This is a genomic window from Gottfriedia sp. ABJ_BB2_2 (assembly GCF_055484705.1).
Window position 1 is genome coordinate 123,081 of sequence record NZ_JBVFKR010000006.1, and the last position, 14,228, is coordinate 137,308.

Here is a 14,228-nt window from a genome sequence, read left to right on the forward strand (position 1 = left end):
AATGTCTACAAATATAAAAATAAACAAGAAGAGTTTTAATTTTGGAAGCGCATTATTAACATCATTAACTTACATTTTACTAGTATTAGTTGCGATTGTTGTATTATTTCCAATTATATGGATTGTAGGTTCGTCATTTGGAGAGTCAACAGGTCTTGCAAGTGCAACACCGATTCCAAAAAATCCTACAATTGAACACTACAAGGAATTATTTGAGAAGACAAAGTTTTCTCTTTGGTACTGGAATACACTAAAGATTGCATTATTAAACATGGTCATTTCAGTATTTTTATCAACTTCAGCAGCATATGTATTTTCTCGTTTTAAATTTAAAGGGAAAAAATTTGGTATGGTTGCAATTTTAGTTCTACAAATGTTCCCTTCATTTATGGGAATGATTGCGATTTACATCTTATTCTTAAACTTTGGATTATTAAATAATCACTTAGGATTAGTATTGGTATATGCAGCGGGACAAATTCCATTTAATACTTGGTTAATTAAAGGATACCTAGGTGCAGTGCCAAAAGCGCTGGATGAATCAGCAATGATTGATGGAGCAACGAAGACACAAATTTTCTTTAAAATTATTTTACCTTTATCAAAACCAATTTTAACATTCGTTGCCTTAACACAATTTATGGCACCTTGGATGGACTTCATCCTTCCACGTTTGTTAATTAGTTCAAATGAAAAGAAAACATTAGCAATCGGATTATTTGAATTAATTAAAGGTCAAACAAACCAAAACTTTACAATGTTTGCTGCTGGTGCAGTATTAGTTGCAGTTCCAATTACGATTTTATATGTATGGTTACAAAAATACATTATTCAAGGTGTAACTGCTGGTGCTAATAAAGGCTAATCAGTAACAAAATATAAAAATGAACAGAGTGAGGTCTAGTATCTCACTCTTTTTTCAAAATGAGGGCAGAAGATGAAATCAATAAAAACGCTAATCGCTTTATTATGTGTTGCCTCACTAATTGGATGTTCGAATCAAACTGTAACAGAAAAAAAAACATCGATTGAAGATAAAAAAATCAAAAATTTTAATATAAGTAAGACTTTTAGTGAAGATGTTCGAACATGTTATTCATTATTTCCAATATCATTTGCTGATTCAAATAATGATGGATATGGTGATTTAAAAGGGATAGAAAATAAATTGAATTACTTAAAAGAACTTGGTATTCAATGTATTTATCTGAATCCGATTCATCCATCTCCTTCATACCACAAATATGATGTATTAGATTACTATGCTATTGATCCCAAATTTGGTTCGATGAATGACTTTGAAAATCTATTACAAACTGCAAAAGAAAAAAATATTAAAATTATGATGGACATGGTGTTTAATCATACATCAATTCAGCATCCTTGGTTTAAAAAGGCTGTTAAAGGTGAAGGGAAATATAAGGATTATTATATTTTCAACGATGGGAAAGACAAAGATTTTCCATTAAAAGGACCATGGTATCGTGCAGGGAAACAATTCTATCATGCATTCTTTTGGGAAGGAATGCCTGATTTAAATTTAGATAATGAAGATGTACGAAATGAAATATATAAAATCTCAGATTTTTGGTTAGATAAAGGGATTGATGGATTTCGTCTAGACGCTGCAGCAATGGGATTTGAACCAAGTGAATATAAACGGGGTACAAATGTACTCGGCAAAAATATAAATTTTTGGAAAGAATATACATCCAACGTTAAGAAAACCAATCCAGATGCCTTTGTAATAGCAGAAGTTTGGAAACCGATTAATGACCAAAAGAGATATTATGAATCATTTGATTCAATGTTTAATTTTGATGGGTCAGATCAAATAATGCGTGTTGTGAAAACTGGCACAGCATTTGACTTGCAATCTTTCTTTTCAAATGAAATTGAAGGAAAAAAATTGAAGGATGGACAGCGATTTATCGATTCTGTATTTATAAGCAATCATGATCAAAATCGGGTAGCAAGCCAAGTTAATGGAAATCTTGAACAAGCAAAATTAGCAGCAAGTATTTATTTAACATTGCCTGGAATTGCCTATGTTTATTATGGTGAGGAATTAGGAATGTTAGGGCAAAAGCCAGATGAGCAAATTAGGGAACCATTTAAGTGGAATAAAACACTAACTGACGGTACAACAAAGTGGGAGCCGATAAGTTTAAATAAAGAACTAGCTTCATTAGATGAACAAAGAAAAAATCCTCAATCAATGTTTTCTCATTACAAAAATTTAATATCAGTTAGAAATAACAATGAGGCATTTGATATTTTTAGTGATTTTATTGAAGGTCCTTATAATGAAGGATCGAGTTTATCTTATTATAGAGAAAGTCAGAATCAAAAGATTTTAGTCATTCATAATATTGAAGCAGAATCGATTAAACTAAATGTAAAAGAGAAAATCACCAAGAATTTATATATGAATCAAGCTACTTTTAATCAATCAAATCTTACTTTAAATGGCTATGGCACAATCATTTTTGAAATTCAAAAATAATGTACTATATCAAGAACCCCTATGATAGTGATATCATATATTTAATCGCAGAATAGAAACTTAAATATAAATAAGCTAGAGAAAAAATGAGGTGTTACGATGGGAGTTACAATAAATGATGTAGCAAAAGCAGCTGGAGTTGCCCCTTCTACAGTTTCTCGTGTTATCTCAGATAGTTCACTGATTAGTGATCGTACAAAACGAAAAGTAAAAAGAATAATGGAGGATCTAGGATATCATCCTAATATAAATGCACGTAACTTAGCGAATCAAACATCTCAAACTTTAGGGATTGTTATGCCGAGTTCAGCAAGTAAATCATTCCAAAATCCTTTTTTCCCTGAGGTAATTAGGGGAATCAGTTCAACTGCTCATATGAAGGATTATTCTTTACTACTCTCAACAGGTGAAACAGAGGAGCAAATACTTGAGGCAGTAGAAAAAATGGTAATGGGAAAACGTGTTGATGGAATTATTCTTCTATACTCACGAGAAAATGACCCAATTATTCAATATTTATTAAAACAAGAATTTCCGTTTGTTCTTGTTGGTAAACCATATCAACATGTTGAAAGAATTACCTATATTGATAATGACAATTACGGTGCAGCTAGAGAAGTTACGAACACTTTTATCCGTAAAGGACATCAAAAAATCGCCTTTGTTGGTGGTAGTAGAGATTTTCTTGTAACACAGGAGAGATTAAGTGGTTATTGTGATGCAATGAAATTATCTGGTTTACCATTAAATGAAGAATATGTTTTTCATGATGACTTCCTATTAGAAAGTGGTAAAGCATCGATTGATCATTTGATGAGATTAGAAGAACCACCAACAGCTATTGTAGCAGCTGATGATATCATCGCATTGGGTATATTAAGCTCATTAGCTGATTTAGGGAAGCAAGTACCTGAACAGGTATCGGTTATTAGTTTCAATAATTTAGTACTAGCTGAACTAGCGACTCCTAGACTTTCATCTGTTGATGTCAATATATTTCAACTTGGAAACGAAGCTACTAAACTAGTAATCGACCGAATTCAGTCAAATGATACACATTCGAAAAGTGTGATTGTACCTTATCGTATTGTTGAGAGACAATCAAGTTTAGACGAGCAAGCGAAAAAATAATCTAATGCTTCGTAAAAAAGAGAACACATTATGTTATGTGTTCTCTTTTTACTTTGATTAAATCTATTGGATTTTTAATAAAAGGATACAAAAAATAAATATTTCGTTATACTATCAATAATAGCAACTAGATTAGGAGGAACTTTATGAAGTTTTCATGGAAAAATTATGCGTTTCCGTTGATTTTACTTATTAGCATTGCAATAGGTTCAATTATCGGTTTAATGTCAGAAAATGTTGGGCTCGCACTTAAGCCAATAGGTGACTTGTTTTTAAACTTATTATTTGTTGTTGTTGTACCGCTTGTATTTTTCTCAATCGCATCAAGCTTTGCGAATGGTGGAGGAGAGAATTTTGGGAAAATGATCAGAAATATGTCTGGTGTTTTCTTATTTACAGGTATTATTTCAGCGGTTATTATGCTCGTTGTTATGAAAATCTATCCACCTGCATATGGAGTAAATATTCCAATCGTTAAACCTGATGCTACTGAAGATTTATCAGTGGCAGAGCAAATTGTTAATACATTTACAGTTGGTGATTTTTCTGGACTATTTTCTCGAAGTAATATGATGGCAATTATCGTATTTGCGGTTTTAGTCGGCTTGGCTACTAATAAAGCTGGAGAAAAAGCTGACATTGTTAAGAAATTATTATCAAGTGGTAATATCGTTATTATGAATATGGTTAACTATATTATGTATCTTGCACCGCTTGGACTTGGAGCATATTTTGCTTACCTTGTACCTACTTACGGAAAAGAATTAGTAGGATCATATGCAAGAGTATTTATACTATACTATGTAACAGCTATTTTATTATATTTTATTGTATATAGTATATTTGCTTATATGGCTGGTGGCCGTGAAGGTTTTATCAGTTATTGGAAAAATGTTATCCCTTCAACGCTAACTTCACTTGGAACTTGTAGTAGTGCTGCAACAATTCCTACAAACTTTGAATCTGCTGAAAAAATGGGCGTATCGAAAAACGTAAGAGAAACTGTTATACCGCTTGCGAGTGCGCTTCATAAAGACGGATCTGTAATGGGAGGCGTTGTAAAAATTGCCTTCGCATTCGGAGTATTCCATATGAATTTCTCAGGATTAAATATATATCTTGTGACAATCGGAATTGCGCTATTAGTTGGAATGGTTATGGGAGCGATACCTAATGGTGGGATGATAGGTGAGATGTTAATCCTTTCGTTATTTGGTTTACCAGTTGAAGCCTTACCAATTCTAGCGGCGATCAGTACAATTATTGATCCTCCTGCAACAATGTTAAATGCAACAGGGGACTTATCTGCAAGTATGCTAGTAGAACGAATGACAAATGGAAAGAAATCTGCTTAAGGGTAATTTACTCTGCTTAGAGAAAATTTTAAAATTGGACAAGAAAAGGGAACTAATTAGTTGTTAATTAGTTCCCTTTTTTTATTCTAATTCTAAATATAAAAAATGGATACTTGAATTTTGGAACTTGATTCATGATTGACTCAATTCCTGGTTGCATGTCCTGATGACCTATGCGCAAGTCAAATGATAAATCTTCAAAAAAATACCACATATTCACTGAATATGTGGTATTTCCATTAAAATATTATTTTAGGTTTTCAGGGTTTAAGCCTAGTAGTTCTTCAACTACGAAGCGGCCATCTTTACGGATTAATACGTCATCGAAATAAATTTCTCCGCCACCGTATTCTGGACGTTGGATACAAACCATATCCCAGTGAATGTTTGAGTTATTTCCATTGTATGCTTCGTCGTAAGCTTGACCAGGAGTGAAGTGGAAGCTACCATCGATTTTTTCGTCGAATAAGATGTCTCCCATTGGGTGTAAGATATATGGATTTACACCAATTGCAAATTCACCAATGAAGCGAGCGCCTTCATCTGTGTCAAAAATTTTATTGATACGTTCTGAATCGTTTGCAGTAGCTTCAACGATTTTACCATCTTTAAATTTAAGCTGAACATTTTCAAACGTAAAGCCATTGTTAGGAGATGGCGTATTATAAGAAAGCGTACCGTTTACTGAATCACGTACAGGTGCAGTAAATACTTCACCATCAGGAATATTCATTTCACCAGCACATTTAATTGCAGGTATATCTTTAATTGAGAATGTTAAATCAGTACCTGGACCTTTGATTGATACTTTGTCAGTACGGTTCATTAACGATACAAGAGCATCCATTGCTTTGTCCATTTTACCGTAGTCTAGATTACAAACATCGAAATAGAAATCTTCGAAAGCTTCAGTGCTCATTTTTGCAGATTGAGCCATTGAGTCTGTAGGGAAGCGTAATACAACCCATCTTGTTTTTGGAACACGGATTTCTCTATGTACTTTATGACCAACTGTTTTACCATGAATTTTTGTTTTTTCATCAGGTACATCAGAAAGTTCGCTAATATTAACACCAGAACGTAAACCGATATACGCATCCATGTCTTTCATTACATTTGCTTCATAGTCAGCAATTTTATTAAAATGTTCTTCTGTAGCACCCATTAATAATGCGCGGTCTACTTTATGATCTTTTATTGAAACGAAAGGAAACCCACCAGCAGCATATGCTTCTTTTACTAGTGCAGTTACTAATTCAGTTTCAAGTTTAAAGTTCTCAATCAGGATTTTTTCACCTGGTTGTAATTTTACTGAGTAATTGATTAAGTTTTTAGCTAACTTAGCAATTCGTGGATCTTTCATGAAAATTCCCTCCATTATTTAAGACTATAATACTATTGTAAACTATTTGGTCAGTTTTGTTTACTGATAGTATTCTTTTTTTACAAAAGAATTTGAAAACTTATAAAATGACATATTTAGTGTTTGGTAAATTTTGTAGTATAATACGAAATAAGTGATTAATTTTGTGGAAAGCTACTGTATGAAAGGGGTCAATTTAAAATGAATCTAATTTCAGTTAGTGCATTAATTGCAGCAATCGCATTTGTTGTTTTAGTCGTATTTATTAGTCGCACATTGTTTAGATTAGAAAGAGTGTTTAGAGAGGTAGAAACGACACTGTCAGAGACACAAAAAGATTTACATGATGTTAGTGTGGAAACAGTTCAATTCATACATACTTCGAATCATTTAGCTGAAGAAGCTAAAACTTTAGTTAGAAATTCAAATGAATTAGCAAAAGATATGCGTGAGCGTGCAAAATCCCTTGATGTATTAGCTAAATCAGTAGAAGAAGTTGGCGTTACGATTGCTGAAATGAACGAAAAAGTAAGAGATACTGCAACAAATGTCACAAATACAGTAAAAACAAGTACTGAAAAAGTGTCCCAAGCTCTACAATGGGGAAATACTGCAATTGATATTTGGGAAAAGTTTAAAACGAAGCGTGAGGGAAAAAAGAAAAATGGTCAATCGAATTTCAACGATTCAACAGTTTGATGAATTACTTAGCTCAAACGAGAAGTTCATCTTCTTAAAACATAGTACGACATGTCCAATCAGTCATGCAGCATATACTGAATTCCTTGCATTTGATACAGCTTATGAAAATATTCCTTTATATTATTTACAAGTACAGAATGATCGAGAGTTATCAAATTATATAGCAGATAAAACATCAATTAAACATGAGTCGCCTCAATTATTCATTTTTGAAAATGGAAAAGCAGTATTTAATACATCACACTTTTCCATTAAAAAAGACTCTATTGAGAATGCTTTTTTAAATAAGTAGACAATATTTAGTTGTTTTATATCTAAAGAAATACCTTAGTATAGTAAATCTTACTGTACTGAGGTATTTTTTTAGTTAAAATAACAAACTTGCTGAATAAAAGAGGCGTGAAATTAAAAGCTGAAAATATAATGAAGATAGAAACCAGTTACAAAAAACACGTGAGAGATTTTCAAATGAAATCCATATCGCATCACACAGGAGGTAAAAAATGAGTATTTTAGTTCTTGGTGGAGCTGGTTATATTGGATCACATGCAGTGTATCAGCTAATCGATCAAAACTATGAAGTTGTCGTTGTCGACAATTTACAGACTGGACACCGTCAAGCTATTCATTCGAACGCAATCTTTTATCAAGGTGATATTAGGGATAAAGAATTTCTTCAATCTGTTTTTGAAAAGGAAAAAATTGAGGGAGTTCTTCATTTTGCTGCTAATTCACTAGTAAGAGAGTCAATGGAGCAACCTATTAAGTACTTTGATAATAATGTATATGGGACTCAAGTATTGTTGGATGTCATGATTGAGTTTGGTGTACAAAACATTGTATTCTCATCCTCTGCAGCTACATATGGTGAACAAACCATTATGCCAATTACCGAGGAAATGCCTACAAATCCTACAAATACATATGGTGAGACAAAATTGATTATGGAAAAACTAATGAAGTGGTGTGATATTGCCCATAAAGTGAAATTTGTTTCATTAAGATACTTTAATGTTGCTGGTGCAAGAGCAACAGGAGAAATAGGTGAGGATCATCAACCAGAAACACATTTAATCCCTCTTGTCCTTCAAGTAGCTTTAAATCAACGGGACCATATATCAATCTATGGAAACGATTATAATACACATGATGGAACTTGTATCCGTGATTATATACATGTTGAAGACCTAATAGAAGCACATATCCTCGCACTACATTATCTACAAAATGGAGGAGAAAGTAATATTTTTAATCTTGGTAGCAGTCAAGGTTACTCAGTTAAAGAAATCATTGAAACAGCAAGAGAAGTTACTGGACATAGTATTCCGTCGGAAGTAACAGAGCGTAGGCAAGGTGACCCTAGTCGTCTAATTGCATCTTCAGAAAAAGCTGTTGATGTCCTTGGATGGAGAGCGAAGCGAGCTTCAATCCATGAAATCATAAAAGACGCATGGAACTGGCATCAATCGAATCAAACCGGTTATCCAAAGTAGGAATCTATAATAAAATACATCAGATCAAAAAGAAAAAACGTGCTTAAATGCACGTTTTTTTTAGTAAAAAATAGGTATAGCATTAAGATGAAGAACGCTTACTCTACGTCGAATCCAGCTGCTTTCCATGCTGCAGTACCGCCGTCGATATATGCTACATCAGTAAAGCCCATTTTTTTTAGTAAATAAGCACCTAATGAAGCTTGTCCTCCTGCACCGCATGTAACTAGTACGGGACGATTTCTATCAGCTAATCTTGGCTCACGTAGATGTTCAGGTAACTCAAGGTCAGCACGAATTGGTAGCATACCAAGTGAAATATTTACGCTACTTGGAATTAACCCACAAGCGCCAGAATCCTTCGCATCTTGAACATCAATAACGAAAGTATCAGGATTTGCATTAATTTTTTCACGTGCTTCAGCAGAACTAATACCAGGAACATTTTCACGAGCTTCTGCTACCATTTGTTTAAAAGTAATTGCCATTTTATTACCTCCATTAATGTATATCGTAGAAATCCCTTAAATTGGAAACTTCATACTATACATTACACCTAATATAGGATAACTATCAAATAATCGACACATTGAAAATGAATTGAAACACTATTTTTCTCATATCATGCAGTTATTTTGATTAGCTTTCTAGAAAGTGTCATAATAACAAATGAGATATATTAGGTTATTTGCAAGGAGGACTTAAATTGAACAACAATGATTTAGATCAACTAAGAAGTGAAATTGATGAGATTAATCATCAGATGCTTGAATTACTGAATAAAAGAGGAGAAATTGTTAAGAAAATAGGCATTGCGAAAATAGATAAAGGTGTAAAACGATTTGATCCTGTTAGAGAACGTAAAATGCTTGATTATATTGCTGATCAAAATGAAGGACCATATAGCACATCTACACTGCAACACATTTTCAAAGAAATCTTTAAATGTAGTTTAGAGCTTCAAGAAGAAGATGATAAAAAAGTTTTATTAGTATCTAGAAAAAGAAAATCTGAAAATACGATTGTTGAAGTAAATGGAGTAAAAATAGGCGATGGAAGTCCAATCATTATTGCCGGACCTTGTGCAGTTGAAAGCTATGAGCAAGTAGATTCAGTCGCAAAGGTTCTAAAAGAACAAGGTGTTAAGATTATGCGTGGAGGAGCATTTAAACCACGTACTTCACCTTATGATTTTCAAGGTCTTGGAGAAGAAGGCTTAAAAATACTAAAAGAAGTCGGTCAAAATCATGGACTAGCTATTATTAGTGAAATCGTCAGTCCAGAGCATATTGAAATGGCTCTAGAATATGTCGATATCATTCAAATTGGTGCAAGAAATATGCAAAACTTTGAATTACTAAAAGCTGCAGGATCAGTTAATAAACCAATCTTATTAAAACGTGGTTTAGCAGCAACTATCGAAGAGTTTATTTATGCAGCAGAGTACATCATGTCAAAAGGAAATCAAGAAATCATTTTATGTGAACGTGGTATTCGTACGTACGAAAAAGCTACGAGAAATACATTAGATATTACAGCAGTACCGATATTAAAACAAGAGACGCATTTGCCTGTTTTAGTTGATGTAACCCATTCGACAGGAAGAAGAGATTTATTAATTCCGGCAGCAAAAGCAGGTTTAGCGATTGGTGCAGATGGAATAATGGCAGAAGTTCATCCAGACCCTGCAACAGCATTAAGTGATTCAACACAGCAAATGAATTTTGTACAATATGAGCAATTTATGTCAGAATTACATTCATTCATGAATAGATAATGTTCATAAAGCACTGATAGGATTCATTCCTGTAGTGCTTTTTTTGAATAATTTGTGACAATTTGTTTTAAATTAGCTCTATATAGTAAAAATCTGCAAATATTTTACATTTTTTCTAATCGTTCTATTGAATGAATATACAATTCACTATAAGATATACTGAAGGTACTATTTTTGTGGAATATGACAATTTATGACTATTTTACTGAAATACAAACAAACTACATAATAGATAGAAATGAATAGAGGAGTGATAAAAATGACGGTTACAATTTACGATGTCGCACGAGAGGCAAACGTTTCCATGGCTACTGTTTCTCGCGTAGTAAATGGCAATCCAAATGTTAAGCCTACTACTAGAAAAAAAGTAAATGAAGCAATTAGTCGTTTAGGATATAGACCAAATGCGGTAGCAAGAGGATTAGCTAGTAAGAAAACTACGACTGTAGGGGTTATTATACCTGATATTTCAAATAGTTTTTATGCAGAACTTGCACGTGGTATTGAAGATATCGCTACAATGTATAAATACAATATCATTTTAAGTAACTCTGATGAAAATATTGAAAAAGAGATTACTTTAATCAATAATATGTTAGCTAAACAAGTTGACGGGATTTTATTTATTGGTGGAACGGTTAGTGATGTACATAAGGAGGAATACGAAAAAGCTGGTGTTCCGATCGTTTTAGCAACAACTTATGATGAGGCAAAAACTATTCCTTCAGTTAATATTAACTATGAGCAGGCTGCTTTTGATGCAGTTGACTACTTAATTAAAAAAGGTCATAAATCAGTTGCTTTTGTAAATGGTCCAATTGAAAATAACATCATTAGCTTAAGTAAATTAAACGGATATTTAAGAGCATTACAAGAAAATGGGATTGAATTTGACGAAAATTTACTAACATATGGTGATCATAGTTATGAATCAGGTAGTGAGGCATTTGAAACGTTTCATGAACGCAATATAACACCAAGCGCAATTTTCGTAGCTTCAGATGAAATGGCAATTGGAGTGATTCATAGTGCTCAGGATCATGGGTTATTAATACCAAATAATTTAGAAGTTATTGGATTTGATAATACAAGACTTGCATTAATGGTACGTCCAAAGTTAACGACTGTAGCACAACCAATGTATGATATTGGCGCTGTTGCAATGCGTCTATTAACAAAATATATGAATAAAGAAACAGTGGAAGATTCACATGTTATACTTCCACATCATCTTCAAATTCGTCAATCAACAAAATAAAAAAAGGAAGCTAAGAACGATGTTGTTCAATAGCTTCTTTTTTTTATATAAAGGGCTTCTTTTGATGTATGTATAGTGGATCAAGTGCACGGTTAAGTATTTGAGAATTGTATTCTTCTATTTCTTTTTTTCTTGGAATGGTTTGGACAATAGATGGGTCATCTGTCCAAGTTTTAGGTAATTTTACATTTGACACTTTTTGCCATTTTTCAAGCCAAGAGCTCGGAATTTGTTCAGAAGAAGGTTGTTGATTTGTCATAGCTAACCAAACATTGGACCAAGCTCTCGGTACAACTCTCCAGTAATCATATCCACCACCAGCTACGGCGACCCATCTTCCTTCACAGTATTTATGCGCGATTTCATGTGCGATTTTAGGGATTTCCTGGAATGTTTTCATTGTTGTACATAGATGAGTTAAAGGGTCAAAGCAATGTGAATCTGAACCATTTTGAGTAAAAATAATATCGGGTTTGAAATATTCTGCAATTTCAGAAAGTGCTTTTTTATAGTTTACTAGAAAAGATTCATCTTCCGTAAACGCATCAATTGGAACGTTAAAAGAAAAACCAAAACCTTTACCTTGTCCTCTTTCATTAACCCCACCAGTGCCAGGAAATAAGTAACGGCCTGTTTCATGAATTGATAATGTACAAACTGTCGGATCATCGTAAAATGCCCATTGAACGCCGTCACCATGGTGAGCATCCGTATCTACATATAATACTTTTAATCCATATTTTTTCTGAATATATTTAATAGCAATAGCACAATCATTATATACACAAAATCCTGATGCTTTCCGTTTAAACCCATGATGCAAACCGCCCCCTAAATTAAAGGCATGATTTGCTTTACCTTCTAGTACGGCATCAACAGCGGTTAAAGTACCGCCAACAATTAGGGAGCTTGCCTCATGCATATTTTTAAAAATAGGGGTGTCTTCAGTTCCTAAACCGAATTGCTCTGCAATTTGTCCATTAATTGTTTCGTGACTAGCTTTTTTTACTTGTTCTATATATTGGCTATCATGAAATAATAAAAGCTCTTCATCCGTTGCGACTCTTGGAATTAGTACATCTGTATCATTTAATAATTGACTTTCTTTTAACAATTCATAAACTAGTTGTGAGCGAATTGGATTAAACGGATGATTTTTATTAAATTGATATGAATGATAATCTTCACTGTATATTAAATAAGCATCCTTTTTCATAGCGATTCACTCGCTTCATTTGGCCAGAGAATTGTATATCCTTCAGTCTTTAATTTCGTAATCATCGATAATGGATTCATTGTTTGAATCCTAAAAACGAGCACTTTATGCAAAGGATCTTTTGCTGGATAAACTAAAACGCTAACGATATTTATATTTTCTTTCGCAAATACAGTTACGACTTCACTTAAAATGCCTGGTTGGTCACGAACTAAAAGTTCAATTTGTGAACTTGGTTGATATGCTCCAGTTAGTGTGACCAATGTATGAAGAACGTCAATCTCGGTGACAATGCCAACTAATTTCCCACTAGAAACGACTGGTAAACAACCAATTTTATATTGGTAAAAATTTGTTGCTACTTCCTCAACGAAGTCCATTTGACTACAAGTTATCACATTTGTTGTCATTATTTTTTCAACTGAAACTTGAAAAACAGTTGAAATTTCTTGGGGAAACAAAGTAGAGGGTAGTGCATCGCGAACGTCTCGGTCAGAAATAATTCCAATTACTTCTGAATCATCATTAATAATTGGAATATGACGGACTTCACCTTTTCGGAAAATTGTAACGGCTTCTCCAATAGTATTTTCTTTCTTTAAAGTAACGTTTGAACTGCGCATAATATCTTGAATAAGCATTTTTTAGAAACCTACCTTTCGAGATTAGAAGTCAGTTAGTACATGTATCTTTGTAAGAAACGTAGAGCGTCAAAAGCTTGAATGTCTTCAGTTGGAACTCGTTTTCCAATTCTAACCATTAAACAGTTTGCAGGGTGAGAGCAAATCTCGGGGTCATCAGTTGCAAATTGAATAAGTCCTCCTGCGTTCATCATCTTTTCCATCATTTTACGGTAATCCCAAACACTTAGGCCGGTTCCTTTTAAGTCCCAATGCCAGTAATACTCTGTTGTAATAATAATGTAATCTTCCATTGCATCATCCATCATTGAAATCATTAACATATTTTTGGCTACAGAAAACCCTCTAAATTCAGGAATGACCTCAATTGCGCCAAGTTCTATCAAATTTTCTAATGTTGTTTGTGACCATCTTTCAAGTGGATCAGGATATAAATATGTCACGTATCCTACGATTGTCTGATCAAACCTTGCGATTATAATCCTTGCTTCAGGCAAACTAGCAATTTCAACAATAGCTTTATGTTGTTGCTTCGGTGGCCTAAATGAAGTTAAATTCTCGTGAAACTCATATGTTTCAAGTAAAGCAGATTCAATCGGGCCTTCTATGATTAACTCACCTTTATTTGTAAGAATTTTCTTTGAAAAATACTTTTTTGGGTGATCCAATTAAACTCACTCCCTAGGAAAACACCTTTTTTCTTATCATACTAAAAATTATGCAGAAATAGATACAGGAAAAACATCATAATGTGTCTAATTATTTAAAAGTAGATAATATAGTAAA

The 14,228-nt window shown here is 33.3% G+C and carries 14 protein-coding genes; 9 read left to right on the forward strand and 5 right to left on the reverse strand.

Annotation, left to right across the window (positions count from 1 at the left end; translation table 11 throughout):
- Position 1 precedes the first annotated feature (1 nt).
- The 4 genes from ACX6U0_RS14690 to ACX6U0_RS14705 all read left to right on the forward strand — a co-directional run bounded on the left by ACX6U0_RS14690 (position 2) and on the right by ACX6U0_RS14705 (position 4,992).
- Positions 2–865, forward strand: a complete 864-nt coding sequence (locus ACX6U0_RS14690) for a sugar ABC transporter permease (RefSeq protein WP_464960632.1) — start codon at positions 2–4, stop codon at positions 863–865.
- A 72-nt stretch (positions 866–937) separates the two neighbouring features.
- A complete protein-coding gene (locus ACX6U0_RS14695) occupies positions 938–2,506 on the forward strand; it encodes an alpha-amylase family glycosyl hydrolase (protein ID WP_464960633.1) in 1,569 nt (522 codons plus the stop codon).
- Between the two features lie 99 nt (positions 2,507–2,605).
- Positions 2,606–3,637, forward strand: coding sequence for a LacI family DNA-binding transcriptional regulator (locus ACX6U0_RS14700; protein ID WP_464960634.1), 1,032 nt, complete (start codon positions 2,606–2,608; stop codon positions 3,635–3,637).
- Between the two features lie 146 nt (positions 3,638–3,783).
- A complete protein-coding gene (locus ACX6U0_RS14705) occupies positions 3,784–4,992 on the forward strand; it encodes a dicarboxylate/amino acid:cation symporter (protein ID WP_464960635.1) in 1,209 nt (402 codons plus the stop codon).
- A 247-nt stretch (positions 4,993–5,239) separates the two neighbouring features.
- On the opposite strand, the gene ACX6U0_RS14710 is transcribed toward ACX6U0_RS14705, so the two are convergent.
- A complete protein-coding gene (locus tag ACX6U0_RS14710; RefSeq protein ID WP_464960636.1) occupies positions 5,240–6,355 on the reverse strand; it encodes an aminopeptidase in 1,116 nt (371 codons plus the stop codon).
- A 201-nt stretch (positions 6,356–6,556) separates the two neighbouring features.
- On the opposite strand from ACX6U0_RS14710, the gene ACX6U0_RS14715 reads away from it, so the two are divergent.
- The 3 genes from ACX6U0_RS14715 to galE all read left to right on the forward strand — a co-directional run bounded on the left by ACX6U0_RS14715 (position 6,557) and on the right by galE (position 8,550).
- Positions 6,557–7,054 (forward strand): DUF948 domain-containing protein, encoded by a 498-nt coding sequence (locus ACX6U0_RS14715; RefSeq protein WP_464960637.1) that lies wholly within the window; start codon positions 6,557–6,559, stop codon positions 7,052–7,054.
- Positions 7,020–7,349, forward strand: coding sequence for a bacillithiol system redox-active protein YtxJ (gene ytxJ / locus ACX6U0_RS14720; protein WP_464960638.1), 330 nt, complete (start codon positions 7,020–7,022; stop codon positions 7,347–7,349). Before ACX6U0_RS14715 ends, ytxJ begins: the two co-directional genes overlap by 35 nt.
- A 211-nt stretch (positions 7,350–7,560) precedes the next feature.
- Positions 7,561–8,550, forward strand: coding sequence for a UDP-glucose 4-epimerase GalE (galE, locus tag ACX6U0_RS14725; protein WP_464960639.1), 990 nt, complete (start codon positions 7,561–7,563; stop codon positions 8,548–8,550).
- Between the two features lie 98 nt (positions 8,551–8,648).
- On the opposite strand, the gene ACX6U0_RS14730 is transcribed toward galE, so the two are convergent.
- Positions 8,649–9,038 carry a rhodanese-like domain-containing protein gene (locus ACX6U0_RS14730; protein ID WP_464960640.1) on the reverse strand — a complete coding sequence of 130 codons (390 nt, stop codon included), beginning with the start codon at positions 9,036–9,038 and terminating at the stop codon, positions 8,649–8,651.
- Positions 9,039–9,256: 218 nt separating this feature from the next.
- On the opposite strand from ACX6U0_RS14730, the gene ACX6U0_RS14735 reads away from it, so the two are divergent.
- Together ACX6U0_RS14735 and ccpA are read left to right on the forward strand one after the other, a co-directional pair.
- A complete protein-coding gene (locus ACX6U0_RS14735; protein WP_464960641.1) occupies positions 9,257–10,327 on the forward strand; it encodes a bifunctional 3-deoxy-7-phosphoheptulonate synthase/chorismate mutase in 1,071 nt (356 codons plus the stop codon).
- 259 nt (positions 10,328–10,586) lie between these two features.
- Positions 10,587–11,585, forward strand: coding sequence for a catabolite control protein A (gene ccpA, locus ACX6U0_RS14740; protein WP_464960642.1), 999 nt, complete (start codon positions 10,587–10,589; stop codon positions 11,583–11,585).
- A gap of 43 nt (positions 11,586–11,628) precedes the next feature.
- Here ccpA and ACX6U0_RS14745 read toward each other — a convergent pair whose 3' ends face one another.
- The 3 genes from ACX6U0_RS14745 to ACX6U0_RS14755 are packed head-to-tail and all read right to left on the reverse strand — an operon-like array spanning position 11,629 to position 14,110.
- The gene (locus ACX6U0_RS14745; protein ID WP_464960643.1) at positions 11,629–12,801 is read right to left on the reverse strand and encodes an acetoin utilization protein AcuC; all 1,173 of its coding nucleotides are present in this window, start codon (positions 12,799–12,801) and stop codon (positions 11,629–11,631) included.
- Positions 12,798–13,442 carry an acetoin utilization AcuB family protein gene (locus ACX6U0_RS14750; protein ID WP_464960644.1) on the reverse strand — a complete coding sequence of 215 codons (645 nt, stop codon included), beginning with the start codon at positions 13,440–13,442 and terminating at the stop codon, positions 12,798–12,800. Before ACX6U0_RS14750 ends, ACX6U0_RS14745 begins: the two co-directional genes overlap by 4 nt.
- 35 nt (positions 13,443–13,477) lie before the next feature.
- Positions 13,478–14,110, reverse strand: a complete 633-nt coding sequence (locus tag ACX6U0_RS14755; protein WP_464960645.1) for a GNAT family N-acetyltransferase — start codon at positions 14,108–14,110, stop codon at positions 13,478–13,480.
- Positions 14,111–14,228 lie beyond the last annotated feature (118 nt).

Coding starts and splice junctions, on each gene's coding strand:
- ACX6U0_RS14690 (WP_464960632.1), top strand. CDS start 2: ATGTCTACAAATATAAAAATAAACAAGAAGAGTTTTAATTTTGGAAGC.
- ACX6U0_RS14695 (WP_464960633.1), top strand. CDS start 938: ATGAAATCAATAAAAACGCTAATCGCTTTATTATGTGTTGCCTCACTA.
- ACX6U0_RS14700 (WP_464960634.1), top strand. CDS start 2,606: ATGGGAGTTACAATAAATGATGTAGCAAAAGCAGCTGGAGTTGCCCCT.
- ACX6U0_RS14705 (WP_464960635.1), top strand. CDS start 3,784: ATGAAGTTTTCATGGAAAAATTATGCGTTTCCGTTGATTTTACTTATT.
- ACX6U0_RS14710 (WP_464960636.1), bottom strand. CDS start 6,355: ATGAAAGATCCACGAATTGCTAAGTTAGCTAAAAACTTAATCAATTAC.
- ACX6U0_RS14715 (WP_464960637.1), top strand. CDS start 6,557: ATGAATCTAATTTCAGTTAGTGCATTAATTGCAGCAATCGCATTTGTT.
- ytxJ (WP_464960638.1), top strand. CDS start 7,020: ATGGTCAATCGAATTTCAACGATTCAACAGTTTGATGAATTACTTAGC.
- galE (WP_464960639.1), top strand. CDS start 7,561: ATGAGTATTTTAGTTCTTGGTGGAGCTGGTTATATTGGATCACATGCA.
- ACX6U0_RS14730 (WP_464960640.1), bottom strand. CDS start 9,038: ATGGCAATTACTTTTAAACAAATGGTAGCAGAAGCTCGTGAAAATGTT.
- ccpA (WP_464960642.1), top strand. CDS start 10,587: ATGACGGTTACAATTTACGATGTCGCACGAGAGGCAAACGTTTCCATG.
- ACX6U0_RS14745 (WP_464960643.1), bottom strand. CDS start 12,801: ATGAAAAAGGATGCTTATTTAATATACAGTGAAGATTATCATTCATAT.
- ACX6U0_RS14750 (WP_464960644.1), bottom strand. CDS start 13,442: ATGCTTATTCAAGATATTATGCGCAGTTCAAACGTTACTTTAAAGAAA.